This is a genomic window from Bacillus sp. BPN334, assembly GCF_008368885.1.
Classification (GTDB): domain Bacteria; phylum Bacillota; class Bacilli; order Bacillales; family Bacillaceae_G; genus Bacillus_A; species Bacillus_A wiedmannii.
On sequence record NZ_QOZW01000026.1, the window covers coordinates 1 to 26,309 of the forward strand.

At 35.7% G+C, this 26,309-nt stretch carries 29 protein-coding genes and 1 pseudogene; 28 read left to right on the forward strand and 2 right to left on the reverse strand.

What is annotated here, in order from left to right:
• From DN393_RS29875 to DN393_RS30005, 27 genes and pseudogenes are all read left to right on the forward strand, one after another.
• A partial coding sequence (locus DN393_RS29875) for an ATP-binding protein (RefSeq protein ID WP_149174204.1) occupies positions 1-1,888 on the forward strand: 1,888 nt, incomplete at its 5' end.
• Between the two features lie 27 nt (positions 1,889-1,915).
• Complete coding sequence (locus tag DN393_RS29880) at positions 1,916-2,437, forward strand: hypothetical protein (RefSeq protein WP_149174205.1); 522 nt, start codon at positions 1,916-1,918, stop codon at positions 2,435-2,437.
• Positions 2,434-5,463: a CD3337/EF1877 family mobilome membrane protein gene (locus tag DN393_RS29885; RefSeq protein WP_149174206.1), complete on the forward strand. Its 3,030-nt coding sequence runs from the start codon at positions 2,434-2,436 to the stop codon at positions 5,461-5,463. The genes DN393_RS29880 and DN393_RS29885 overlap by 4 nt, the downstream gene beginning before the upstream one ends.
• 75 nt (positions 5,464-5,538) lie before the next feature.
• On the forward strand, positions 5,539-6,654 hold the full coding sequence (locus DN393_RS29890; RefSeq protein ID WP_149174207.1) for a M23 family metallopeptidase: 1,116 nt from the start codon (positions 5,539-5,541) through the stop codon (positions 6,652-6,654).
• Positions 6,655-6,666: 12 nt separating this feature from the next.
• A complete protein-coding gene (locus DN393_RS29895) occupies positions 6,667-7,248 on the forward strand; it encodes an FtsB family cell division protein (protein ID WP_149174208.1) in 582 nt (193 codons plus the stop codon).
• Between the two features lie 33 nt (positions 7,249-7,281).
• Entirely contained in the window at positions 7,282-7,458 is a 177-nt protein-coding gene (locus tag DN393_RS31725; protein ID WP_179958541.1) for a hypothetical protein, read from the forward strand.
• Positions 7,459-7,916: 458 nt separating this feature from the next.
• Positions 7,917-8,378 carry a hypothetical protein gene (locus DN393_RS29910; protein WP_149174211.1) on the forward strand — a complete coding sequence of 154 codons (462 nt, stop codon included), beginning with the start codon at positions 7,917-7,919 and terminating at the stop codon, positions 8,376-8,378.
• Between the two features lie 38 nt (positions 8,379-8,416).
• Positions 8,417-8,983: a hypothetical protein gene (locus DN393_RS29915; RefSeq protein WP_149174212.1), complete on the forward strand. Its 567-nt coding sequence runs from the start codon at positions 8,417-8,419 to the stop codon at positions 8,981-8,983.
• Positions 8,984-9,336: 353 nt separating this feature from the next.
• Positions 9,337-9,591 (forward strand): hypothetical protein, encoded by a 255-nt coding sequence (locus DN393_RS29920; protein WP_149174213.1) that lies wholly within the window; start codon positions 9,337-9,339, stop codon positions 9,589-9,591.
• 169 nt (positions 9,592-9,760) lie between these two features.
• Positions 9,761-10,015: a hypothetical protein gene (locus DN393_RS29925; RefSeq protein WP_000425549.1), complete on the forward strand. Its 255-nt coding sequence runs from the start codon at positions 9,761-9,763 to the stop codon at positions 10,013-10,015.
• A gap of 33 nt (positions 10,016-10,048) precedes the next feature.
• Positions 10,049-10,588 (forward strand): hypothetical protein, encoded by a 540-nt coding sequence (locus DN393_RS29930; protein ID WP_149174214.1) that lies wholly within the window; start codon positions 10,049-10,051, stop codon positions 10,586-10,588.
• A 43-nt stretch (positions 10,589-10,631) separates the two neighbouring features.
• The gene (locus DN393_RS29935; RefSeq protein ID WP_149174215.1) at positions 10,632-10,847 is read left to right on the forward strand and encodes a hypothetical protein; all 216 of its coding nucleotides are present in this window, start codon (positions 10,632-10,634) and stop codon (positions 10,845-10,847) included.
• Positions 10,848-11,113: 266 nt separating this feature from the next.
• Positions 11,114-11,263, forward strand: a pseudogene (locus DN393_RS31730) (DUF8088 domain-containing protein); the annotation flags it as partial.
• A gap of 43 nt (positions 11,264-11,306) precedes the next feature.
• Positions 11,307-11,612 carry a hypothetical protein gene (locus DN393_RS29940; RefSeq protein ID WP_149174216.1) on the forward strand — a complete coding sequence of 102 codons (306 nt, stop codon included), beginning with the start codon at positions 11,307-11,309 and terminating at the stop codon, positions 11,610-11,612.
• A 216-nt stretch (positions 11,613-11,828) separates the two neighbouring features.
• On the forward strand, positions 11,829-12,692 hold the full coding sequence (locus DN393_RS29945; RefSeq protein ID WP_149174217.1) for a hypothetical protein: 864 nt from the start codon (positions 11,829-11,831) through the stop codon (positions 12,690-12,692).
• 532 nt (positions 12,693-13,224) lie between these two features.
• Positions 13,225-14,097, forward strand: coding sequence for a DNA cytosine methyltransferase (locus DN393_RS29950; RefSeq protein ID WP_149174218.1), 873 nt, complete (start codon positions 13,225-13,227; stop codon positions 14,095-14,097).
• Positions 14,057-14,416, forward strand: coding sequence for a DNA cytosine methyltransferase (locus DN393_RS29955; protein WP_149174219.1), 360 nt, complete (start codon positions 14,057-14,059; stop codon positions 14,414-14,416). Before DN393_RS29950 ends, DN393_RS29955 begins: the two co-directional genes overlap by 41 nt.
• A gap of 109 nt (positions 14,417-14,525) precedes the next feature.
• Positions 14,526-15,416, forward strand: a complete 891-nt coding sequence (locus DN393_RS29960) for a hypothetical protein (protein ID WP_255449891.1) — start codon at positions 14,526-14,528, stop codon at positions 15,414-15,416.
• Positions 15,417-15,750: 334 nt separating this feature from the next.
• Positions 15,751-16,362, forward strand: coding sequence for a PBECR4 domain-containing protein (locus DN393_RS29965; protein ID WP_149174220.1), 612 nt, complete (start codon positions 15,751-15,753; stop codon positions 16,360-16,362).
• Between the two features lie 285 nt (positions 16,363-16,647).
• Positions 16,648-16,899, forward strand: coding sequence for a hypothetical protein (locus DN393_RS29970; RefSeq protein WP_149174221.1), 252 nt, complete (start codon positions 16,648-16,650; stop codon positions 16,897-16,899).
• A gap of 533 nt (positions 16,900-17,432) precedes the next feature.
• Positions 17,433-17,876 carry a JAB domain-containing protein gene (locus tag DN393_RS29980; protein ID WP_149174223.1) on the forward strand — a complete coding sequence of 148 codons (444 nt, stop codon included), beginning with the start codon at positions 17,433-17,435 and terminating at the stop codon, positions 17,874-17,876.
• Between the two features lie 465 nt (positions 17,877-18,341).
• Positions 18,342-18,995, forward strand: coding sequence for a PH domain-containing protein (locus DN393_RS29985; RefSeq protein WP_149174224.1), 654 nt, complete (start codon positions 18,342-18,344; stop codon positions 18,993-18,995).
• A gap of 3 nt (positions 18,996-18,998) precedes the next feature.
• Entirely contained in the window at positions 18,999-19,142 is a 144-nt protein-coding gene (locus DN393_RS31735) for a hypothetical protein (RefSeq protein WP_179958543.1), read from the forward strand.
• Between the two features lie 400 nt (positions 19,143-19,542).
• Complete coding sequence (locus tag DN393_RS29990) at positions 19,543-19,983, forward strand: NucA/NucB deoxyribonuclease domain-containing protein (RefSeq protein WP_149174225.1); 441 nt, start codon at positions 19,543-19,545, stop codon at positions 19,981-19,983.
• Between the two features lie 37 nt (positions 19,984-20,020).
• Positions 20,021-20,668 (forward strand): hypothetical protein, encoded by a 648-nt coding sequence (locus DN393_RS29995; RefSeq protein ID WP_149174226.1) that lies wholly within the window; start codon positions 20,021-20,023, stop codon positions 20,666-20,668.
• A gap of 276 nt (positions 20,669-20,944) precedes the next feature.
• Positions 20,945-22,588, forward strand: a complete 1,644-nt coding sequence (locus DN393_RS30000; RefSeq protein ID WP_149174227.1) for a peptide ABC transporter substrate-binding protein — start codon at positions 20,945-20,947, stop codon at positions 22,586-22,588.
• A 95-nt stretch (positions 22,589-22,683) separates the two neighbouring features.
• Positions 22,684-23,358 carry a CPBP family intramembrane glutamic endopeptidase gene (locus tag DN393_RS30005; protein WP_149174228.1) on the forward strand — a complete coding sequence of 225 codons (675 nt, stop codon included), beginning with the start codon at positions 22,684-22,686 and terminating at the stop codon, positions 23,356-23,358.
• Positions 23,359-23,407: 49 nt separating this feature from the next.
• Here DN393_RS30005 and DN393_RS30010 read toward each other — a convergent pair whose 3' ends face one another.
• Together DN393_RS30010 and DN393_RS30015 are read right to left on the reverse strand one after the other, a co-directional pair.
• Positions 23,408-23,674 (reverse strand): hypothetical protein, encoded by a 267-nt coding sequence (locus DN393_RS30010; protein WP_255449893.1) that lies wholly within the window; start codon positions 23,672-23,674, stop codon positions 23,408-23,410.
• A 971-nt stretch (positions 23,675-24,645) separates the two neighbouring features.
• Positions 24,646-25,227 carry a DUF421 domain-containing protein gene (locus tag DN393_RS30015; protein ID WP_149174230.1) on the reverse strand — a complete coding sequence of 194 codons (582 nt, stop codon included), beginning with the start codon at positions 25,225-25,227 and terminating at the stop codon, positions 24,646-24,648.
• A 303-nt stretch (positions 25,228-25,530) separates the two neighbouring features.
• On the opposite strand from DN393_RS30015, the gene DN393_RS30020 reads away from it, so the two are divergent.
• Complete coding sequence (locus DN393_RS30020) at positions 25,531-25,974, forward strand: hypothetical protein (protein WP_149174231.1); 444 nt, start codon at positions 25,531-25,533, stop codon at positions 25,972-25,974.
• Positions 25,975-26,309: the final 335 nt, after the last annotated feature.

Consider the following 26,309-nt stretch of genomic DNA (forward strand, 5'->3'; position numbering starts at 1 on the left):
TGTTGGAGAAGAAAAATCAGCTACACGTCCAAACCGTGAAGCGATTCTTCGCTTAACAGAGTGTGAAATCGATGAAAGTCCAGGACGCTCTCTTCGTCTTCAAAGAAGGAATGCTGAAGGCGATTTAGAAGAAAGTTATGTTGCCTTTCTTACTGTCAAAGACATGGATCCGCAATCGTATTTTCCAGGTCGAGAATGGATTTATCGTATACAGTCACATGCATTGAAATTCCCTGTAGATGTGAGTATTCGTGGACACCATATGGAGAATGTGAGTGTTCTAAAAGACTTACAAAATAGTGAAAGAGAATTAAATGACCAACGTCATCAAGCGGCACTAGGAGGTACAGTTGATCGGACGGTAGACCGAAAGGCTGCGGGTGTAAAGATGATGCAAGACGTCTTTCAGACGACAGGTGCACCAGGGTTTGAAATGAGTATCGTATTTGCAGTCAATGCGCAAAATGAAAAAACATTAGCGCATCGTGTAAAGAAACTGATTACTGAATATCGAAAAATGAAAATCGAATTAGTAAATCCATTTGGCGATCAAATAGCGTATTTTTATGAATTTTTTCCAGGTGCGAAACGTTATAATAAAGACTTTAAAATATATGCGGAACCAGGTGTACTTGCACAGGGCATGTTCGGGGCCACAACACAAATTGGTGATAATCAAGGATTTTATATTGGGCGAACTGTTAAATTGAATCGTCCAGTTTTTGTTAGACCAGACCTAGCGGCCAAAGCCTATGAACATCTTAATAATGAATTTGACAGTTTATCAATTATGGTTGCAGGAATGACAGGTAAGGGTAAGTCTTACTTGATGAATATCCTAACATATTGGATCGTTATGAGTGATGGACTTGCATTCTGTGTTGATCCAAAAGGTGATAGAGGTGAGTGGCCAAGGCTGCTTCCAGGGTTTAAGAAAAATAAAGATCAATTGGAAGTTTGGACGCTAGGTAGAAGTGAACGAGATAAAGGGTGTCTGGATCCTTTCCGTGTTAGTGCAACTGAAGAAGATGCGGTGAGCTTATCTTTAGAAGTATTAACGTACTTAACAGGTACTACACTTGATAATTCAAAGTATGACTTTTTGTTGGATGCTATTCAAAAAGTGGCGAAACAAAAAGAGCCTTGTTTATCTTTAGTAAAAAATGAATTGTATGAGATGAAAGATAATGGTGAGTTGTTACAAGAACAAGTTGTTTTATTAACGGAATTAGTGACACGTCTAAATTCAATTGAAAAGACACCGCTCGCTGATTTGTTATTTGGGAAACCAGGACAGAATTACCGAGCATTAAGTTTAGAGCGTGCTTTACAAGTGTTACAGATTCAAAATTTATCGTTACCACCATTAGATCAAAAAGTGCTTAGTATTACTGATAAATTATCAGAAAGTGTTCTTACAGCGTTAACAGCATTCGGTAAATCATTGATGTCCTCGGATCGTGAAAAATTTAAAGTGTACATTCAAGATGAAGCGAAAAATGTAATGCGAAATCGTGAGGGTGCGAAATTATCGGACGAAATTATTCGTAAAGGTCGCTATAGTAACATGGGATTATATCTGGGAACACAAAATGCAAGTGACTTTAATTCAGCAAATAAAGAAATCGCCAATGTTGGTATGAAGTTCTGTTTCGCTTTAAAAAATGATCAGGAAGCAAAAGAAATGTTAGGGTACTACAATTTACCAATTACAGATGCTAACATAAGAATGTTACAGAATTTAAAAAGGGGCCATTGCTTGTTCCAAGACATCTATGGACGTACGGCAGTTATTAAAGTTGATCCTGTTTTCAAAGAGTTAGCGGAGGCGTTTGATTCTTCTACGAAAACAGCGGAGGAACGTGAAAAGGAACTCGCAGGCGCTTAATAAAAGCGAAATAGGAGTGAATAAATCATGAAATGTAAAAGAACATTGGGTTATGTAGTAGGAGCTTGTTTGGCGGGAGTTCTACTTGCAACTACTCTTACAGGTTGCCAATCTACTGAAAGTAAGACGGACGCGGTAGATAGTCAAAAAGCACTTGATATGAAAGCTGCAGATAAAGCAGCCTTTGAATACATGAAAGCATACATTGATTTGGATAATGATAAGATGAATGATTTGCATATAAACAAATATGAATTTTTACCAGGAGAAAAAGTGACGTATCCAGGAGCAAGTGATAAGTTAAAGGGTCGTTACGAATTGTTTAGATATGATCTAAATGAAGGGGCAAATGAGTACTACTATAAGGCTCGTTATTATCATCCAGCAACAGGTGGAAGAAGTAGTGTGGAACTTAGAATGATGAAAGACAAGAAAGACGGAAAATGGAAAAATTACGGTTGGGCTTGGGGAGATACTCACAACTTAGAATCAGTTGTAGGAGATACGAAAGCAGTCCAAGTGCATAAGTGGGAGGGGGAACGAGAATGAAAAAGCTCTTCCCTCTTTTTATGGCCATTTTTCTCTTGTTTGTGGTAACTGTGCCGGAAATAGCATTCGCAGAGGATGAACCTAAGGCTACTGAAGCTAATACAATTTCGGGTAATTTATTTGATAAAACGAAACAAGAAGACTTTGAAAATAAAAACTACGAGATAGACACTGCACCTCACAAAGATGATGAAAAGGGGGCATTTTCGAAAGCATGGGGTTATATGTTCGGCGATGACTCTATGGGGAAAGATATCCAGCGGAAGATTAATGGGGTAGGTCAATGGATCGTTTCCCTGATGTTTCAATTTGGTGTATGGTTAACGAAAATTCTGTTATTTGTAGTGGAACAATCTTTTGATTTAGATATTATTGAAAGCATCGCGGATAAATTAGGTGAAGCAATGCAGAATATTGCCGGTATTGGCAGTAAACCTGAATTTGAAAGTCAAGGTTTATTCCCGGCTATCATTAAAATGACATGTATTTTCTCAGTCCTCTATTTTCTGTATTTGTTCTTTGTAAAAAGACAAATGACAAAAGGGGTTAGTGAATTATTTAAAGTTGTACTCGTTATTGCAGGTATATTGGTATATATCGCAAATGCACCGGCGATTTTGAAAGGGATGAATACAATTAGTTCCGAAATTAGTCTTCAAGTTTTAAGTAAGACGACTGGAACACTTGAAGGAAACCCAGGGCAATCAAAGGAAGCGGCTATATCGAATGTAAAAAAACAAATGTGGGATTTGATGGTGGATCGACCATATTTGTATCTACAGTATGGTCAGGATTCTAAAGATAAGATTGGTGAAGAGCGAATTAAGAAATTGTTGGATACGCCGCCTGGGGAAGAGCGAACGAAAATAGTATCTGAAGATGTGGAGAAACATAAAAACTTTATGATGACTAATGATTCAGTAGGAGAGCGATTGATATTTACTTTTATGTACTATACAGTAAATACTTTCGCGGGAGCCCCAACAGCAGTCATATGCTTATTGATAATAGCTTGTCAATTGCTATTTATGATAATGAGTATTATTGGACCAATCGCAATGGCATTTGCATTGTTACCTAAAAATAGACGTGTTCTTATTAGTTGGGCTGAACAATGGTTGAAACCATTGGCAGCTAAGATTTTTTTATCACTTATTGTGATTATCCTTTTCTCAATCGCAGGGATGTTATATAAACTTCCGGAAGCAGGAACATCGGGATATGTTATGACGATGATTCTTCAAATTCTCGTGTTTGTTCTTTGTTATCTTTTTAGAGATAACATCAAAGCAGCGTTCCGTAGATCAAAACTTGCTTATAATACGTTTACTGATTTAGAGCAAATGGCGGGTAAAACCAAAAATGGATTTAATCGGACCATGGATGGTATTAATTCAGGTTTAGACAAAGCAAAGGATATGTTTTGGGATTCTACGCCAATTGATATGGGCGATGATTCTGCTGAGCATACAGCTGATGATACTAAAACAAAACAAGCAACATTAGATGAAGAAAAAGCAACGACAGGAAGTGAAGAAGAGGAAGAAAAGCAACAATACGCAAGTGTTGGAGAAGATGCTGATGAAGATGAAGATAAGAGAGTGAACCTAGAGAAAGAGTCCAATGAAGAAGGTCAACAGCATGATGAAGTAGATCAAGATGAGGGAGAGCAAGATAAAGCTGCAATAGGTGATGATGAAGCGGTTGTAGTTACTGAACAAGAAGAAACAGAAGAGTATCGAGAAGATCAAGAAGAAGTAGATCCGGAGAATCTTGCATCGTTAGAAGGTATTGACGAGGAAGAAGAACAAAATCCGGAGTTGTCCGAAGTAGAAGAAATTGAACAACAAGAGCAAGACGATACTTCAGAATACGAGAACCAAGAAGGAGAAGGGGATGCTGAAGAACTTACAAAGATTGGCGAGGATAAAGAAGGAACAAAACAAGAAAATGCGGAATTGTCGGATGTAGAAGAACCGGAGCAAGTAGAGCAAGATGATCCTTCCGAGTATGAAACGGAAAATCAGGAAGGAAATAACGAAGAGTTGGCAACGATGGGCGGAGACAATCCGGAAGTAGAGCAAGGAAATCCGGAATTGTCAGAAGTGGAAAGTCCAGAACAAGTAGAACAGGATGATCCTTCCGAATACGAAACAGAACATGAAGAAGGAAACAGTGAAGAGTTGGCGACAACTGAAGGTGTGGAAGCTAATGGATCGCAAGATAATCCAGAGCTATCAGAAGTAGAAACGCCAAATCAAGTAGAACAAGATGATTCTGCCGAATATGAAACAGAACATGAGGTGGGAATTGAAGAAAAACAAGCGACGACAAACGGAATTGAGAATGCTTCGCAAATAGAAAGTTCGGAAGTTTCTGAAATGCAAACACCAGGACAACCAGAACAAGATAATACTTCACAATATGAAAATGAAAATAACGAAGGAAGCCCAAATGAATTTGCAAACGTGAACGATTTAACAGCGCCAGAAGGAAGTTCAAATATAATTAAGACCTCAAACATAGAGGGGAATCCAATTGAAAATAATTCGACAAAAGAATCTTCTTCAAATCTATTTGATATGGCAAATCCAAACGGAAGCGGGATAAATACTGGTTCAATGGATGGAGAGGTTATACCAGATACGCCTATCGAATCTGCGGGAAATTTGGCGACGACGAATTTGGATTCGCTCACATCTTCTGGAGCGATTCCTGGTCAATCAATGGATGGAAATAGTTTGGTAGATTCGAAGATTACAGGTCAATCTATTGAAGGAGGTCAAACAATACAAGGAAAAGATTTGGGTGAGGGAGCAGTTGCGAAGTCGCAAGAGCATGTAGAGGCTTCGCAAGTTGAAAAAACAAATAGTACAAGTGGGACGGCTCATGTAGAAGCCGCGCAAGAAGTTGCAGCATCCGAGGATATGGTGGATGCGACACAAGAAAGAACAGAATTAGAGACTATAGTTGAAAAATCTGAACTAGATGAGCCAAAAGAACCGGATGAACCAGAAGTGAAATAAAAGTAAATATATAGTCATTTAAGATGCCTCGCTATTTGATAGCGAGGCTTTTTTTGTAAAGGAGGTACATGCAGCGTGGATATGGAGCACGAAGATTTGGAAGAAATAGAAGCCAAAAAGAAAGCGAGAAAAAGCCGGAATCGTAAATTGTGGATGGTTAGTGGATTTTTGTTTAGTAGTTTTTCTCTTATTTTAATTGGGTGTATTGTAGTAGGTCTTGTTTTGTTCATGGTTTTAGGTGAAGAGAAAAAAGAGCCGGTAAGTGGGGGTGGTGGTCCATTAACGGGTAATACAGTATGTCGCCCAGGGGATAAACAATTGACTGCAGCGGATTTAGATCCGCATTTGAAGGGTGTGTTTACTTCTAAGGGGCAAGCTTTTATTGATGCAGGTACACAAAATAATATTGATCCAGTGTTATTAACCGCTATAGCGATGTTAGAAACAGGTAATGGTACAAGTAATGCCGTGAAAAAATACAACAATCCAGGTGGATTAATGAACCCTGCAAGTACCAATATGACAGGTTTTATTCAGTTCGCGACATTAGAAGAAGGTATAAACGGTATGGCTCGTAACTTATATAAAAATTATATCGGAATGGGGATTACAACAATTGAAGCAATTGGCGCTAAGTATGCACCACCGGGCGCGGCAAATGATCCGCACGGTACAAATGGTTTATGGCCGACTTTAGTTACAAAGTTTGTTCAGCAATTAGGCGGACTTACATTTAACTGTACACCAGCAGAAAGTGGAAGTGTTGGAAGTGTTGGTGATCCTAGTTCGCATGGTTTTGTTTTGCCGATTCCAGGAAATCCGCTTGTAACAAGTCCGTATGGTCCGCGTTGGGGCACAATCCATAAAGGAACAGATTATGCGTGTACGCGAGGACAGACAGCGATTGGCGCGGCAAAAGCTGGTCGAGTTGGTTTTGCGCAGTTTGGAGCCGGTGGTAGTGGTTTTGGTGGATACGGAAATGCAGTGGTTTTAGAACATGAAGGCGGTTTGTGGACGTTATATGGCCATATGGACGTACTTTCTGTGCAACAGGGGCAAATGGTCCAAGCGGGGCAACAGCTCGGCGTATGTGGGGCGACAGGGCAAGTTACTGGCCCGCATTTACATTTCGAAATTAAAACATCATTTAAATACGGTCAGGTTGACCCGGCACCATATATGCCGAAATAAGGAGGAAATCAAATGAAACAGCTATTACAAATTGGTTCAATTGTTGCTTTGGGTATTACAAGTCTTATGTTATGGAGCAACAATACTGATCTAAAAGGTGAGTTGAAACAACAGAAAGTGAAACTTACAGCTGAAATAAAAGAGCTGAAAAGTGAAAACAAAGAATTAGAGGAACGCGTACAAATTCTAAAAGAGAATACAGAAGAAAAAGGTCAAGAAGTAGCAAAGCACTTTGTAGAAACGTTGATGACATATGACAGCAATGATAAAGAACGAAAAGGACTTGAAGAGTTACGGAAATTGGTTAAGGGAGAAGCTGAAAAAAGGTTGTTTAATTCAGAAGAAGATATGCATAAGCAAATTGATAATGCAGCTATCCATTACATTACAAAAGCGAATGTGAAAGATATGTACTATACACGTTCAGCTGAAGATAAAGCTGATGTGACGGTGAACTATGAATATGTAATACAAGTTGCAGGAGAAGAGAAAAGAGAGACTCATAGCATGAAATTAAGCCTGGTATTAGAGGGAGATAATTGGTTTGTAGAAAACTATGATTTTAAGATTCAAAACGGTACAGAAGGACCGTAAAGTGTGAGGAAGATCCATTGGGAGGCAGATTTGATGAAAAAATTTAATTTAACGTATAAAGAAGTGCGGGAATTTGAAGTGACAGTGGAAGCGGGGACGGCCAAAGAGGCAATTCAAAAGCTTCAAGAAATGTCTCATGAGGATCGTCAAAGAATTAATCGTGATATCACTGTACAAGAAAGAGTAAGAAGTGGGTGTAAGAAAGCGTGAGTGGAGAAGTTTTTCTATATATATGCATTGTCATTATGATTCTTCAGGGGGTGTTATTAGGCATATTTGGTCTTACGTGGGATGGAGAATTGAATGCTTCTTTTGTATTGCGTTTTGCGTTGTGGGTGATATCTCTAGGGGTATTCGGTTACATCGTATATTACATGATATGGAGATAGGTGGAAAGAAATGAAGGGGTTGCACCTTAATTGTACTGTGATTTTACTATGCATCGTCTTAGGGATAATTTTCAATCTTTGGGCATATACAAGGCCGTTAATCGATGTGTTAGTTGTTTTGGGTTACTTTGCACTTTGTTTGATGATACTCCTTACAGTACTTTATTTTAATCTGAAACGAAAAATGAAGTCAAAAGGGTGATTTATCGTTTATATGTCAATACTTTGCTCGATTCTATTCTTTTATATAAAAAATGTCTAACAAAGGAGGAAAAGAAAATGAATGAAAATATGACTAGTAATTCATTAGGAATTGAAGAAAAAGCAATGGGTCAAGGGCGGAAGTGGGGGATGGATATTGAATTGTTACGGCAGCAAGCAATTGAATCTAATAATGAAATAATCGAGGAGTTATCAAAATACGAAACAACGAATAAGCAAGTTGCGCTGGAATTGACAGTACGTATTGCTGATTTAAAACAACAAAATGAAATGCTTCAACAAAAAATAGAGCCAGTTGATCCAAAGGTGCAAGCGTGTTGGGAAAGTTATTGGAGAGATATTTTAGTGAAGAATGGCCAACTGGATATTACACAAGTGAAAAAGGAATTATTTGATTATAAATATGTGAGAGAACAGAGGGAAGTAAAAGAGGGTATGTACCTGGATGATATAAGAATGATGTCCGATAAACACGGTATGGTCAAATTGAGTGATTTAGAACGATATTTTAAACGTTGAAGTGAGAAGGAAATGTTATGAGGGAAGGAGGGGGTTGTATGAAGTGTTATGAGATATATCCAACGGAATTATTAGAACAAGAAGTTACAGTGATAACAGGTACTTGCGATTCGAGAAATGGGCTAGTAATTCAAGTTGGTGGACTGGATTCGCTAGGCTTAGATTACCATCATTTTTTTAATACGAATCGAAAATACATTATTCCAGGAGTGGAGGGGATGGAGTTTATTTACTTATTAGGTTCGGCAAGTGGGATGAGGGTATTTCGATATTTATTTCCTTATCTATCTCTAATGCAGAAGGGACAATTTATTCCCGCATACTTAGATATTGTTACGTATGGTGATGAATATAAAAGAGAAGTGAAACGGGCTTACGATCAGAGTTTTACAATTTGGGAGAATCATAGAGAAGGATATAGATGGGGCTGGACAGTTACTAAACCGCCTGCAGTAAGGAAAAGTAACGCTACGTATATTATAGAGGTCCTAGAGGCAATAGAAGACCATATATACACTCATAACAAGCTAGTCAGCAAGTTTGATTACGAATTCATGAAATCAGTTATTGGGAAGCGGAGAGGTAGAAAATGGTTAAAAAAATAAAGGAGTATTTAACCAATGGTGTATGGGAAAAACGATTGTTTTTGATTGTAATAGTATGTCTACTCCTTTTCGTATACCTAATGGTATATGATCCAGAATATCAAAAGGCTGTAAAAGATTTCGCTAATATGTATTTGTCTAAATACCATTTTTAAAATTTGTAGAAAAGTGGTGAGGTCCCATTGAAAACGCAGAAATGTAAAAAATGCAATGGAACAGGAATGACATTTGAGAAAACATGTTCCATCAGAGGATTTAAAATATATGAAACTAGGGAGAAAAGCCCTTGTGTCAAGTGTTTTGGTAAAGGTGTGAAATAGGAGCAGAATTTTATTTTGAAAGGGGAAAAGGAAATGAAAAAAATTGAAATTACAGTAGAAGAAAGAATGAAGAGAAATATATCTTATGAGTTTGTGTTGCCAAGGCATTTATCTGAAAATGATATGAACATCATAATTGCAAAGGTAGAAAATCAAGCGAATTGTGCAGATGATGTTGTTTATCAACTAAAAAGGAAAATACCTGGTTTAGAGGTAAAAGAAATTGAAAAATCAGAATTAAATCCTGATGATGCTGAAATAATGAGGTATGACATAGAGGGAGATTGACGAGGGTTTTGTTTAAATGAAAAAGGGCTAGGATTTCTCTTAGCATCAATCAAGGTTATGTCGGATAGGAAAATAGTTATTTGCAAACTGAGGGTTTGCAAGTTTATTATATAACGTTTTTCATTTGAAAGTGAGAATAAGTGTACTTTGAAAAATGGAGGTAAGAAAAATGGAAATGCTTCACAAAAGAACGTATTCGGAACATTATGATTTGGAAGCGGTGATTGAACGGTTTTACGATAGTTTCCCTGAAGAATGGGGAGCGGTTGCGGGGAATGAAATTGAAAAGGACAGTTGTATATCAGGTGTTTATGAGGCAACAGATTTGATGGAAAATGGACTGAAATTAAAAGTTGAAATTTACCATTCGGATGATACTGAGGAAGAAGATGCATGGGTTTGTGCAGCGTATAAAGCTTCTTAAAAAATTGTTATGTGAATAGGGAAGGGTGAGAGGATGGCGAAGACGGAGCTTACCGCCCAAATGGAGCATCAAATATATGCAGCAACGAACAAGCAAGGGGTGTTCGGCTGTTTTGAGGTGACCATTGGTTGGTTTGGTAAAGAGCGGGTTGACTATCTAACATTAGACACTAAAGGAATCTGGCGTTGCTACGAAATTAAGGTGTCTGTTTCAGATTTTCGAAGTAAAGCAAACAAAACATTCTGTGGCCATTACAACTATTACGTAATTCCGGAAGAACTTTATGAAAAGGTAAAAGATGAAATCCCTAGTCATATAGGGTTGTATTTTGGCGGACATTTGAAGAAACGAGCGAAGAAGCAAGAGTTAGCGGCTGATGAAGAAGTCTTGAAAGCTTCTTTAATTAGATCGCTGTCCCGTGAAGCGGATAAATTAATACGAAGCGATAATCCCTCTACTGTCGAATCATTGCAAAGGCAGATTCGTTATGAAAGAAAGCAAAAAGAAGAATATCGAAGAATGTACCATGAGGAACGAAGAAACAGGGGGATACGCAGTCGTACTATAAGTTAAATGATTATGGAACAAAATCCTTATTTTAGAGAGAGGGGTTGCATTGAGCGAAGAACAAGCCACCAAAGAAGTGAAAGCTGTTTTAAGAAGATTTTCAAGACGTGAGCTTGAATTTACAGCAAAAGAATATATTCGTTATGAAGAAATGAAGGGTGTGATATGCAAGGTTAGTGATTCGGACATAAAAACAATGACAGATAACCAACTTCGTAAATTTATTTATGAACGAGATTTTCCGGGCGAAAAATGGTTTAGATAACTTTCGAAGGGCTATACGTTTAAGTAAGAAGGTAATCATTTTAAAAACTACTGTGGCGATTGCAAAAGAAAACATAAGTGATTTTCTAACGAAATCTTTATTAAAAAGAGTTCAGCCCCTAACAGTGCGCGTCAAGGGGCTGTGATTAACGAACTCTCATGAGATTGTATGAAGAAAATGTAATGATTAATCTCTCGCATTATAGCACTAATTTATTCAAAGTTCTAACTGTCTATTTGAATTTTATGATGAAAAGGAGAATGGAAATGAATACAATAACTATTAAATTTGGACAAGGTACTGCAGCGTGGAAGGATATGCAGGAAGTAGTTAGGATTTTGCATGAAAAAGGCTATCGTACAAAACCGTATGAAGATATTGGAACAGTGAAATTAACTAAAGAAATTGAGAGTGAAACTAAATAAAGACATTATTTAAAGGAAAAGGAGAGTGATGAGCATGGCAGCAAAGATTTTTGTTGTGAAAAGTGGGACACCGACAGAAAGTCGTATTCGAGAGTTGATTGAGGAAGGAGTGGCTGGATTACCTCAATTTGAAAAAGAGGTTGGTATATTGGATTTTTGTTTGGATCTTGAAATCATTGGGGATTCACAAGGGGATCGTTTCTTTCTTATGGTTTCAGGATACGCCAATCGTCTTCGTGGGTATCAAAATCCCGATTTTGAAGAAATTACACAAGAACAATTGAATGCTATGTTACCAAAACGTAGCGGAAGTTTTTATGAAATTGAGATTGTATCGTAAGCGGATGTCATCGAAAAACACTTTCAATAGTATTTAAAACAAGCCCCCTATATAAAAATAAGGGGCTTGTTTTTGTTTGTTAAATAGAATCTAAGACAATTCAAATAGAGAATGTAAGTTTATAATTTGAAAAATGGTTATAATATAATGTGGTTATTAAGAATGTGTTAGTTCATTCTTTGTAATAGTTAAGAGGGAATTAAGGGGGCGGAAATAGTGTTTTTAGGTGTTTGTCGGGGTGAAGAGATAAGGGAAGGCGAAGAAATCAGTAAGGAGGTATACGAGGAATATTCTTTACATCTTGAAAAAGTCATTCAATTTGAACAAGAATTTAATTTGTATGTTACCGTAAGTTATAATTATGAAGAATTGTTAGAAACCATAGATGCAATTAGAGAGGGCTATATAAAAGATGCTAGAATGAACTGGGCTAAGATGAGTGCTATTATGTTAACTATAAATCGTAGAGTGTTAAATTATCTAACTACATTTCGGACATATTTGGATCATGCCGAACGTTTGTTAAAACATGAATTCGGAAAAGAAAGTGAACAAGTCAAATTGTTTAAAAAAGTATGCTCTAGAGAATATGACGACTACTTTGCTTATAGATTTCTATACAAATTAAGAAACTATGCGCAACACTGTGGTATGCCAGTAGGGAATGTCAATTTAAGTGCAAAGGAAATTGTTGATGGTGTTGTAGGACATACATTGCTGGTTCATCTAGATAGGAATCAGTTGTTGAGTGCGAAGGATCTTTGGGGTAAACCTGTGAAAGAAGAATTACAAGAGATGCCTTTAGAAATAGAAATTACTGTTTATTTAAAGGAATTGCAGACGTGTATAGAACGTATACAGGAATGTTTCATGAAAATACGGTTGAAAACTATAAAGGGAAGTGCAGAGTATATTCTCGAGTTGTTTAAGCCTTTATTACACATGGAAGGAGCGCCTTGTATTATAGATGATAGTGATTTAGTGGGGAAAGATAAAGGGGATATACATTTGAAATGGGTTCCTATGCATATTGTTCAATTAGTTTATGGAATGTCACAAGAATATCTTAAAGAGGAGTAAGAAAAGAAAGAGATTCCGTTTTTGATTTTTTATGATGAACAATTGGTTTTCTAAGTGTGAATATTAAATAAAATCTTATGTTTTTCACTTGGATTTAAGGTGAGAAACATAAGATTTTTTATGTATCATAACCTTGTTATAAATGGTTAAAAATAGTAAAATTATAAAGAACGCACGTTCTAGATAAAGGTGGTGGCGTAATGAAAAAAGAGGGGATATATATAGTTGATTCAAAGGGTGAACAAACATTTCTTTCTCCGCCGTCTTCTGGCTATGGGGAAATTCAAATATTATATTGCAACTCAATCCCTGTTTCTACAAAAGAAACAAGGACAATGAGGTTGGCCGAAACGAAAAAATCGAAGGTCACGAACTAAGTCACTAGGCTTGGTTTGTGACCTTTTTTGTTTGTTCACAAATTGAATATTTGCCGAAACGGAAAAACCGAAGGCTATGAATCAGGTAAGTGTACTGGATTCATAGCCTTTTTATTTGTTTAAAAGTGAATGAATTATAAAAAAGAGGTGCTTTTATGACATTAACATTCTTAGATTTATTTTCCGGAGTGGGAGGATTTCGTTTTGGAATGGAGCAAGCCGGGCACAAATGCTTGGGGTACGTAGAAATCGATCCGCACGCGAGACGGTCTTATGAAGCAATACATCAAACCGAAGGAGAGTGGAGCGCGCATGACATCACAAAAGTTAGTAACAAAGAATTACAGAGATTCAGAGGGGAAGTTGATGTTATTTGTGGGGGATTCCCTTGCCAAGCATTTAGCATCGCAGGGAAGCAATTGGGATTTGAAGATGTTAGAGGAACTTTGTTTTTTGAAATTGCTAGATTCGCCAAAGAAATCCAACCACGTTTTCTATTCCTTGAAAACGTTCGGAATTTACTATCGCACGACCAGGGGAAAACATTCGCTACAATCCTTTCCACGTTGGATGAATTGGGGTACGATGTCGAATGGCAATTGCTTAACAGCAAGGATATTGGAGAACAGCCAGTGCCGCAAAGTAGATTACGAGTCTTTATTGTTGGACATCTTAGAGGAACACGTACCAGAAAAGTATTTCCTATCGGATACGATTGTTCAACGGCTCGTATACAACGAGTAGGTAATGTAAATCCGAGTGGAAGAGGAATGAGTCGTATGGTGTATGATCCGAAAGGATTAGCACCGACATTGACACATAGTGATCATAAAGCGCCTAAATTAATACAAGTATCAAAACGTAAGGTGCAGGTAATTTTAACGCCTGATCGTGCAAAGAAACGTCAAAACGGTAGAAGAATTAAAAAAATTGGTGAGCCGATGTATACCATAACGGCACAAGACAGACACGGGGTGGTGATTTGGAATGAAAAGACGAGTGCAAAGAAAGATGTGTGTAAGAATTAAGGAAGCATCCAAAAAGGGATATTCGATAGCGGAGCCAGGAGATATCGTAAATATTTCACATTTAGGTAGTACAACAAAACGAGCAAGAGTAAAGAAAGGAGTGGCACATACATTGGTTACAAGTTGTCATCATGGGGTAATAGAGAAGGATTTACGAATCAGACGCCTTACGCCAAAAGAATGTTGGGCATTACAGGGATTTCCCACCTGGGCATATGAAAAAGCCAGGGCAGTTAATAGTGATACGCAGCTGTATCGCCAAGCCGGAAATTCAGTTAGTATTCCGGTAATCTATGAGATTGCTAAACGTTTAAAGTAATGATCTTATAACTCTTTAGTTACTAAAAATAGAAAGTGATTTGTAAATGTAAGGTATGAGAGGAATTTGGTATAATTGAGGAAAGTATAAGGGAATTGGAGGGATTTTGGTGGGGAGAAGTAAGCCGATGAGAATGGCATATTATAGAAAGTATGCAAATCCAGGGAAAAATATAGAAATGAACTGTCGTGATGTCACAAATGAGATGAAAAATTCTGGTGATTTTTATTGTATGGATTGCGAAAGACCAGTAATCCATGCAGGAGGGAAGAATCCACACTATAGGTTGCCTCCAAAGGGTGCTGAGCATGATGAGGATTGTGATAACTATCTTCCGGTGGATGATGTATCAGAAAGAATTAGAATAGTAGGCGGGAAATTAGAAATTGAATTAAAGTTACCGTCGTTCCATAAAAAAGGCGAGGGAAATGAAAAAGAAGGTGGAGTGAAAGGTAGTAAATCATCCTCACCAGGTAATAATCCTGTTAAAGTAGGTCCGGTTAAAACAATAACGGATCCTAACAAAGCGAATAGGATTACCTTAAATAGTGCGGCGAATTTACTTTATCACACTTCCTTTGATCGGCCACAAGAGCATCGAATGAACGTGTGGAGAGTATTATGCTCTAATAAACAATATTATTATCCGAAAAAGTATGATGAGTTACAAAACGATTTTGAAAATGGAATAGTAAATCCTGTGGTGTTTATTAGAGGACGTTTACACAAAAAACAATTTTTTATATTCAAGAAACATGGATATTTTGATGTTCAGGATCATTATAAAGATTATGGACCTATAGAATTAAGAGTAAATTTAAACGGCATTCCGGATCTTGAGAAACGTTTCAAAAATTTGACTTGGTATATAAGAGATGGTGGAAGTGCTACAGAAGTTATTGGCATAATGGGAAAAGTTACTGAGATAGAAGTGGTAGGAAATAAAACTTATATACATATTGAATGCTATGATTTAGATGTAGAGCCGAAAGATGTATGAGAAGCGGCTATATCGTGTGAACAATAACGTGCGATATAGCATATAATAAATATAATCTTTTACTTGCATAAGTATAAAGTGAAAGGTTAAGTATAATTGACAACTACAATTAGTTATGTTAAATTGTAGTTAGAAACAAGGTGATTAGGCACCTAAATAACTTGATACTCAATCTAGACGTAGGGGCTAGACGTTGGCAAGCAACATTATAACTTGATACTCAATCTAGACGTAGGGGCTAGACGTTGGCAAGCAACATAAAAACCTAATGAATTTTAAGACGCGAGAGGGTTAAGTGATAAAACTTAACCCTCTTTTTTGTATGGGGTGAATCATGGATAAGAAACAAACGATGTCGCTGTTATATGAAGGGCTTATGGCCTATGAAAAAATCGTAGAAAAGAAGATCCATTATGTTTATTTGAAAAATGGCTCTTACCATGAATTAGTCCTTGATGCAAAGAGAAACTATTTTATGCATCTTTGCGGAGTAAAGTATAAAAATCCGAAAACGAATAAGCTATTTAAAGCTGGGGAATTCTATAAGCAATTAAAAAAGAGAAAACTTTCACCGGATGGAATACAAAAAAAGGATGATGGTTCTACAGATCAGAAATTAAATGTCATTAAAAATTTGAATGATTTAACAACATGTAATTTAAGAGTTGTTGATGAATCAGGTGTGTTTTTAAATTTATCATTTGATAAAGCTATTCGTAGCAGAAAACAAATTTTTTGCTTGGCACTTAAAGGGATAAGTGATGAAAATTTTGTTCCGTCCTCATTGTTGGATTTGCGATCGCCCAAAGGTCAAGTAATTAAAGCTGGTTACCCAATCCATTGTGTTTATAGTATCGACAATTCTTCTGGGAATATGCAGATTATGTGTAAAACAGAAGAGTTCGAGGTTTATGAAAAGGCAAAAGGGTATTCGTACTCGAAATGAAAAATTAACAAAGGAAATGGCGCTTTTTAAAGGTAAGAATAATATTTGGCAGCTGTTCTTATGTTCAACAATTAGTTATCAGAAGAGATGTTTATAGCATCTCTTTTTTATTTACAAAAAATAATTGGATTACTTGTCAGTTTCTAAATGTATCGTGATTGGAAATATTTAATAATTTGTCTTTGTTTTGTTATGCGTTTGTTTTTATTTCGTTATGAGATTGTCATATGTGTATAGTATAAATTTAAGTAGAAAGATAACTATATATAAAGGTGGATGGATGGTATGCGAAGTGTTAATTTTAAAGGGTTTAGTGCGTATGACCAGAGATCGTTGTTTGAAATAAGACTTAATAATGATTTTGAAGCGCGTAAATTTACAGGTGCATTTAATGATTTTCGCGATGAATTCACACCTGTTGTAGAAGCTTATGTAGATAATTTTGATAGGTGTCTTGTAAAGGTAGTTTTTTCATCGCAAGCAATGAGTAAAGAAAGTGTTGAAATAGGAATTAATAATATACTTAATGCGATGTAAAAAACGATTCTCTCCTGCTCCTGCTTCAAATAATAAAAGTCGGTTTATAGGAGGCATCGAGCCACCTATAAACCGATTGTTTTTATGCTACGCATACAAACAATAAGAGCTTGTACACATATCATTTCTCTAACGAAATGATATATGTTACAAGCTCTTTTCCTTATTTAGAAAAGGCTTGCGCACTTTTCTAAATAGCTTACCGTTCAAAAATTCCGTTGGAATTTTTGAACGGTAAGCATTAAGTAATGGGATAGTGGAATCCGTCCTTCCTTTGTTCTCCTCATTATAATTTTTGTTCATGAGAGTTGGTAAATGGTCTGCAAAAAGAAAAGGGAAACTAATAAAGCTAAGTAGGTTAAGGTGTTGTAAGCTCATAAAATACATTCGCAACAACACCTAAATCATTGAGCTTTATAAGATTCCCTAATCTTTTTTTGATACGTTGTACGCTTCACTTTGTTCGCGCCATAGTTACAACTCTTTTCACAAAAATTGTTCCTGTTCCGAACAATGAGAGGAGCTGTTAAGCTGTGGAAACTACATATGAAATTGTGAAAATTAGACAAGTAAGAGAAGAGGTAAATGTTCCGAAAAAGAAAATCACTGGTCCATCTGATGCGGCAGAAATTGCTACACATTTTATTGGTGATGATGACCGTGAAATTTTCCTTGTAATGTGTTTGAATACACAAAATGAAGTGGTTGCAGTTCATCGTTGTCACGTGGGTTCATTAAATTCTAGTGTCGTGCACCCCCGCGATGTCTTTAAAAGTGCTATCTTAAATAATAGTTTTTCAATCGTGGTAGCCCACCAGCATCCTTCAGGGATGATTCTCCCATCTGATGCAGACAAGGATGTATCGAAACGCTTGTATGATGCAGGTAAGCTGATAGGGATTGAGGTGTTAGACAGTCTTATTGTAAACGATGCAGGTCGATTCTATTCTTTGAGAGAGAAGGGATACTTACGATAAAGAGAAGAAGAGAAGTTAATCTTCTCTTCTTCTCTTTTTTTTATTGGAATGCTCATTTAACAGGCGTCGAGCCTGTTAAATGAGTTCATTCTATCGCTTGCGATAGAATGAAAAAGGAAAAGCTTATAAGAGCGTTTTGCTTTTCCTTTTTTTTAAAAGAATGCAATTTCCAAGGGCATCGAGCCCTTTGGAAATTGATTGTTTATATACTTCGTATACAAACAATACGCCTGTAGCGTCATTACATTTCTCTTGCGAAATGTAATGTACTCACAGGCTTTTTATTGTTCTTTTCAAAGGGCTTACGCACCTTTGAAAAGAAGTGTCAACGGAATCCCGCACGGGATTCTTTTAGTTGCCACGGTTGTAAGAACACATATTGTTATAATGTATAACAATATGTGTTGTAATCTATAACAATGTATGTTATTTTTGTTATAACTTATTACAAAGGAGGAATTTTCCATGTCGAAGACAATAGGGCTACTTCTTAATGCCTATCCTGATTTAGAGGATAAAATGAATGCTTATGAAAATGTGTTTATGCACGATGAAGCGCTTCACGCTTTAGAAAGCGAAGAAGAAAGGACATTTTTAAGATTGCTTTGGTTCTTTAAAAATCCAAAAGAAAATAGTTTTGATATAAATTTGTTATACCAACATTTAATTGGAGAAAAATTGGCGTTCGCATTAGATTTAATAGCTCATTACTTTCGAAATGATACGTATTTACTTCAAGGGTCAAGTCATAAGTTGATTTTGTCTAGTACGGAATATTTCAGTCAAAGTGAATTTGCAAGAGAATTAATTAATGCAGGATTGGACTACACCCAAGCTAAAGTAGCGACGTATAGAAAAAGAGGAAAGTTTGTTGAGGAAGACGTTAATATCTCTGGTGTTCCGTATTGGTCTAAAGTAACAGTGGAGAATTATATTGATTATTTAAGGTTATATAAAGATAGCGAATATAAGCCATACGCGGATTATACAGTTGAAAAAACACCAGGATATATTAGTGGGAAAGATGGGAGTCCTGTAGAATATAAAGTGAATCCGAATGACAGTTTTACGATTGATCCCTTTGTAGAATATAAGGTGGACGGTAATAAGGAAGGTTAAAATTTGATTATATTTTCAGGTGGTACAATGGAAAGTTTTTGCGAAGATGGCGAACATTACGCAGTGCATAAATGGGGTAACGAATGTGGACACATCGCTAAGTATATGGATTCTAAAAAAGTGAACTGTATTTGGTATTTTTTATAGTTCGTATAAGTATGTTGCAAGTAAACTGGTCAGGAAAAGAAAAATTAAATGCATAAATTTAATAGGAATTAATGAAAGAATATAACATACCAAAGTGATAGCAATACAATCCATCCAATTGTAAGGGCTATGTATCTTAAAATTTTCATGAATGCTCCTTTTTGATATAAGTGGCTAGAAAAATTAGCCGCTTATAGGTTCCGTGCAACAATCACTGTTAAAAAAACTGCTTATAGTTAATATGTACAAGATTATGGTAATTATTCAAAGGAAAGAGCAGCCAGCAAAAGCTAACTGCTCAGTCTTTTAAGAAAGGAAGGAATTAATGGGTATATAAAAATTCCTCCATTTACAGTATTAACGAAACATTGCATTTTATTCAGGGAATAGGTGGGATGATATGAAGTTAAAAAGTATCCTTAGTAGTATGTTAGTTGTTATAGCGTTGATTGCGGGGTATGCACTAGATGTATTTGATTTAAATAGTGTAAGTACAAGTGGAAAGGGAACAAGTGAGGTAGCAGAGGTTTTATATCTTCCCTCCGACAGATTTCCGGAAACAGCAGCGCATATAAAAGATGCAATTGCAAAAGGGAAAACAGACATTTGTACTATAGATCGTAAAGGTGCTTCAGAGAGAAGGAAACACTCTTTAGCAAATGTTCCAACAAAAAAAGGATATGACCGGGATGAATATCCCATGGCGCTGTGTGCTGAAGGTGGCAATGGTGCGAGTGTTCGATATATAACACCTTCTGATAATCGTGGTGCAGGTTCTTATGTAGGAAGTAAGGTGGGGAAACTGCCTGACGGTGCAAAGTTTAAAATAGCCGTAGAATAAAAGAGTACAAACACTATTATAGGGGAAGTGTAAAAAATTGGAGTTCTATAATCAAGGGGAATATGTCTCTGATACGCAACTGTTACAACTTTATGAACTGATGCCAATTCAAATACGGAAATTACCGGTAGAGGTATGTGTATCGAAATCATATGAGTTTTTTGAAAGAAACCCTAACCTAACACCGGAAACTAAATATGAATTTGAAAAAATGTTGAATAATGGTTGTGATGCTGCTTATTATGCGGGGATAGTGGTGGTTTTTGAAGACTTAGTTTTAGAAAATTGCTTGGAGAATCAGTTTTATTGGACGTTTGTTTCTTTGCTTATTCATGAATTGAGACACTGCGAACAGGCGTGGTATTTGCAAGGGAGATGGGGAATAGCGGTGAGTGATTATGATGCTAATTACTTAATGAATATGAATGATAACGGAATTTGTGTGGACCTTCATTGGACAGAGCGGGATGCATATACGTATTGTTATCGTTTTGTAGTGAATCACACAAATAGAATTAGAGAAATATTTAATTTGGAAGATGATCCAATTCTTATGGAATATAATGAGGATGTGGATATAGATCAAGTGTGGGAATCGTATCGAAGCAAATTAGCGTTACTGCCGAAGATTATGTGGGTAATAGGTGATATATTTTGGAATAGAAGAGGAATGAGCAAGCAATGAATCTTTTTATACAGTGAATGGATAGGATGAAGATTCAAGTAGGGGAGATAGACCTAATAAAATAGGTCTATCTCTTTTTGTTATTGACACTATATTCTATATAATGGTAACGTTTAGTTGGTTAAATCATCCAAAATCAATTGGAATATGGTGTATATGAGAGCGGAAGTGTTTGGGTACACGGAGAAAATAGATTTCCTCTACTTCTATAGACTATACAATCTAAAATTCGGATAATCAAATATTGTTTGATGTACAATTTAGGAGGAAAGAAAAATGCAGAAAAAAACCAAACCGCTTATGGCTTCTGTTTTAGGGGTCAGTTTATTGCTTACGGCCTGTAATGGAGAAGAAAAGAAAGTAAACTCAGCAAAGGCAAATGAGAAAGATTCGGAAAAACAATCTATTAACTTGCCTTATATTGCGGAAATTCCAACAATGGATGTTACGAAAGCTACTGATGGTGAATCTATGAATGTTATGCGTAACGTATTTGAGGGGCTATATACGCTTGGTGAAAACAATAAACTGGTTCCGGGTGTAGCAGAATCTTACGATGTTAGTGAAGATAAAAAGAAATATGTATTCCACCTTCGGGATGACGCGAAATGGTCAAATGGAACACCTGTTACAGCTGATGATTTTGTGTTTGCTTGGAAACGTGCTGTTAATCCGGATGCGGCAGCGGAATATGCGTTTTTATTCTTTGATATTAAAAATGCGAAAAAGATAAATGGTAAAGAGTTATTGGTAGATCAATTGGGAGTAAGAGCAGTTGACGATAAAACATTGGAGGTTGAGTTGGAACATCCAGTTCCTTATTTCGTTAGTTTAACAGCATTTCCAACCTATTTACCGATTAATCAAACGTATTTTGAAGAGCAGGGAAAACAATATGGTCTTGAAACGGACCATTTGATTTATAATGGTGCATTTACATTGAATAATTGGAAACATGAGCAAAGTTTCCAATTAAAAAAGAATCCGAGTTATTGGGATGCTAAGACAGTAAAAATAGAAGGAATCAATTTTGATGTTGTGAAAGATAAAGCTACAGAAGTAAATCTATATGAATCTGGCCAGATTGATCGTGTTGGATTGACAGGTGAATTTATCGATAAATATAAAAAGAATCCAGATTTTAAAGAACGGGAAGAAGTAACAGTTCAATTTTTGAGATTAAATCAAAAGAATGAAGTGTTAAAAAACAAATATGCGCGATTGGCAATTAGCGAAGCAATGAATAAAGAATCGTTTGTAAAGAATGTATTGAATAATGGTTCTCGTTCAGCTGAAGGATTAATTCCTGATAAGTTTGCGGTGGGACCGGATGGGAAGGACTTCCGGAAGGAAAATGGAAGTCTGATAGAAGATGATGTGAAAGCAGCAAAAGAAAATTGGATGAAGGCAAAGCAAGAGCTTGGAAAAGAGCAAGTAACACTGGAATTACTAACGAGTGACAATGCGGTAGCGAAAAAGAATGCTGAATACTTAAAAGGTGAATTAGAACAGAATTTGCAAGGGTTAACCGTGAATGTAAAAGCGCAGCCACGTAAGCAACAAATAAAATTACTGTTAAATAGTGAGTATGATATGGGTGTAGATGCATGGGGGCCAGACATTGCAGATCCAATTACATTTTTAGATTTGTTCACGACAGATAGCGCATATAATTTTGATAAATATTCAAATGAAAAATATGATGATTTAATACATAAAGCCAAAAATGAGTTTGCTGGTGATGAAAAAGAACGTTGGGAAGTGATGAAACAAGCGGAGAAGATATTGCTTCAAGATGCAGCTGTGGCTCCTTTTTATCAAATGGGGCGCTCATACTTACAACGTTCTTCTATTAAGGGTATTGTGACTACTGATTTTGGTGGGGAATTTAATTTTAAATGGGCGGAAATTAAGAAGTAAGTAAAGGGAAGTGGCTTATATCAAAGCCGCTTTTCTTCGTTTTATTTTTTGATATTTTGTAGGTAAGCACGAAAATTGATAAGGTGGTCACAGTGGTGAAGACAATAAAAAGAGAGTATTTGATGATTGGTTTAGCCTGGTTCAGTTTATGGCTGGGTAGCGCTTATATAGTTAAAGGGTTAATGAGAATAGACATGTTTGAAACAATGACAAACGGTAAGGTATTGGTAAGGGGTTATGTGAATTTAATTATAGATTTCTTTGTACTAGGTATCATTATCTTCCTAACTAGAGATGAATGGAAAAAACGTTTAAAAATTACAAGTAAACAGTTCGATATATTTTGTTCGTGGTTTATCTGGTCCTTTTGTGGTTTGGTTGTCGTGCTGATAGGAGAATTTACAGTAGAATGGGTTATTTCAAGATTTGTTGTATTTAATCCAGTTTCACAAAATACAAACGTCATTATGGATATGATACATGCTGTTCCACTTTTTCTGGTTGCTACGGTTTTAATTGGGCCGATCATAGAGGAAGTTATATTTAGAAAAATTATGTTTGGTACACTTATTCGAGAATTTAGTTTTTGGTTTTCTTCTATTATAAGTTCTCTGTGTTTTGCCATTGTACACGGTGAATTTACCCATATACCTATTTATGTAATTATGGGGCTGGTCACTTCCTATTTGTATTACAAAACGGACCGAATTATTGTTCCAATTATGACTCATGTTTTAGTGAATTATGTAACGGTTATGAACCTGATGTAAAAAGAATCCCTACAATAAAATGTAGGGATTCTTTTTATATATTATAACGCTAGTTTTTTAAGATGTTTCCAAAATCTAAAATGAAACGCTCCAATTCTTTGCGTCTTATCTTGATTTTGTGTTCACACTTCCTTAAATCGGTATCGTTTACTAAAATCCTACTATAAATATTCTCATTTAAAATGATAGGTTGTTGTTTGTTGGGATTTTGGTTTAACCTTCTAGAAACTTGTATGTATTCCATTGCAAATACGGTTAAAGTTAATCGTTTAATTTCTGCAAAAACAGTTTCACTATCGTCTAAAATATTCTCCATTTCGTGACAGAATTCATCGTTGATATCTGTTTCACACTTTATTTCAAATAGTATGTGTGCATATTTGCTAACTAGGTGCATGTTTGAGTTCCTCGTTTCGTTTGAATAAGTATTTGTTTTCATTTGTTTAATTTTCCTTTCAGTTTTAGATTGATTACTAACAGCAATCAATGTAGTGAAACTGTTAGATATTAGCGAGGAAGTCTTTCACTCCTTTTGATCTGTTTATCGAAAGTTGGATAGTTTATAGGTATGTACTACCCAGTTAGCAATCATTGCTTTTTCGTTTTAATGAAAGGGTTAAGAGGTCTTTAAGTAGATATGCAAACACAGATAGATGAAGCCTGACAGTGTTTGTGTGGAAATGTTTGACATGATAGCGGTTTGAGATGGTTAAGGGTTTTGGATTTATTTCTAGACTCTGTGCATATGAATTTAGTTTTGGGAATAGAGAGTGTTTGGGAGAAGTGAGGGGTGCATTAAATGATAACTTCAGTTTATTTATGGTAATAAAGAACAGAGAAAAGAGTTGCAGAATAGAAAAAAGAGCCATAATCCCTAATGGTTGGGATTATGGCTCTTTTAAGATGCGAAAAAGATAACGATAGAAGATTAGTGACAAGGTGTGTATACATAGAAGAGACTTGTCACTATAAAAATTATAACATAAAAAGATTTTTATTAGGGATAGTAAACCGCAAACGTGTTGTATGATTATGGTGGATAAATTATAAAAACCAATTCCTGTATAGGGAATTGGTTTTTATAACGAACATAGCCTGAAGGAGACTTGTCTCTTTAGCTTAGTATAACTTAATTTGAAGGAATATTCAAAACTTAATGTCGATTAATTTCAGATGTGATTTCCGCAAATTTTTAGTTGTAAATTGCATATAGAAAGAGGAGTAACGAAAAGAGAAAATTAAAATATGCTAATTCCTTAAAAAGAAAGTTTTCGGTTTAATTATTCTTTATTTAAGTGAGTCGTGTTGATTTCTTTGAGGATTTTTTATTTCTGTGAAAAGACTTTCTTGTAGATTTGATTCGTAGGATTCTGTGGAATCAAATCCACAAGATTTCATGATTTGTTTGAATTCTTGGGTAGTTAATGGAGTTAATTCCTCGTATAATTCATATCCCAATAGACCGTTTGGTTCTATAGTTGCTGTTTTAATATCTTTTATACGTGAGATTCCATTGTTGCGTAATTTCATTTCTAATTGATCTACTGTCATTCGTAGTTTCTTTAAATTTTCTATATGCAAGGTGCCATCTTCTATGATGATTTTAGGCTTTCCTATGATGAACCTTTCAATTGAGTTGTATTTCAGTTGTAAATATTCTAATCCAATGACTGTGATTACAAAAATAGCGCCGCCTATAATAGCCTTTGATATGCTTTTGTCTACAATGGGTTGAACCATAATTGTCCCAATTGAAATCATAATAAACGTTTGAGCTAATGTCATTTGTGAAATGGATTTTCTTCCCGCTATCCGTAATAGGGAAATTCCACATAAAACTAAAAGAAAAGATTGGCCAATAAAATACATGTGTTCTCTCCTTTAATGCTCTGAATTTAGAATGTATAAGTTCTATATACGTTACTATTACACAGGATAATGTTACTTATGTGTTTTTTATTTATGATTGTGGTACATGTTTTGGCTTGTTATGTAAAAGGGGGAACGGAGAAGTTAATGTTCTCTATTTGTGTAATGATTGAATAGAGGTCATAAAAATACCACAAAAAAGGTCTATAAAATTAAACCTTTTTTGTGGTATTTTTTCAACGTATATTATTGTTGAAAAATACAAAATCTATGTGGGTAATTGTATAAAAAGGAGTGATTAATTTGAATTTAGAAACTTTAAAGCAAGCTTTTTCTAACGCAATTTCAAACCAACATTTCAGTGACCATATTGATAATGTTACAAAAAGAGCAGGGGGTTATTGTAAAGGACTTGAATTTTGGATAGATGGTAAAATGGGTATTGTTGAATTCACAGATGCAACTTTGGAAAATGGAGTCTTTACTGGAAATATTAAAGTAACGTATCAAGGACATTATAAACTAAAGAACTTTCATGTGGGGTATGGGTGCGGCTACAAAACAGAGACAAAAGACCCAAAAGGAACAGTTGAATTTAAAGTTATTAGAAGTATAATGGGAACTTCAATTGAAGAGTTTCGAGCTAATAATACAATTCCTTCGCAAGATCATGATTCAACTAAAATGAGTATTAAAGCAATACAAGAAAAAGTTCTTTCTCCTGCTAAATTGGGCAATTTAATTTAATGATATTATTTGTAATTTAAACAAGTGAGATACTATATGCTGTATATTGCATAAGTGAAAACGAAATTCAATGAGATTTTTAATATATTTCTAATCAGACATAAATTTGTAACAACTTATTAAAAAAGGAGTAAGAGGAAATTTCATCTTACTCCTTTTTAACTTCTAGAATCGAATAGAGCCGCCACCATAATAAGATGTATTGTTTCTAGATCGTGAATCTGTTCTGTCTCTATCGTTCTGTCGAGATTCCTTTCCTACATCGATAGTAATGGAACGATTAGATGATTTGTTAATTGAATATTCACTTCTGTTGTTTTTGGAATTATCTCTTA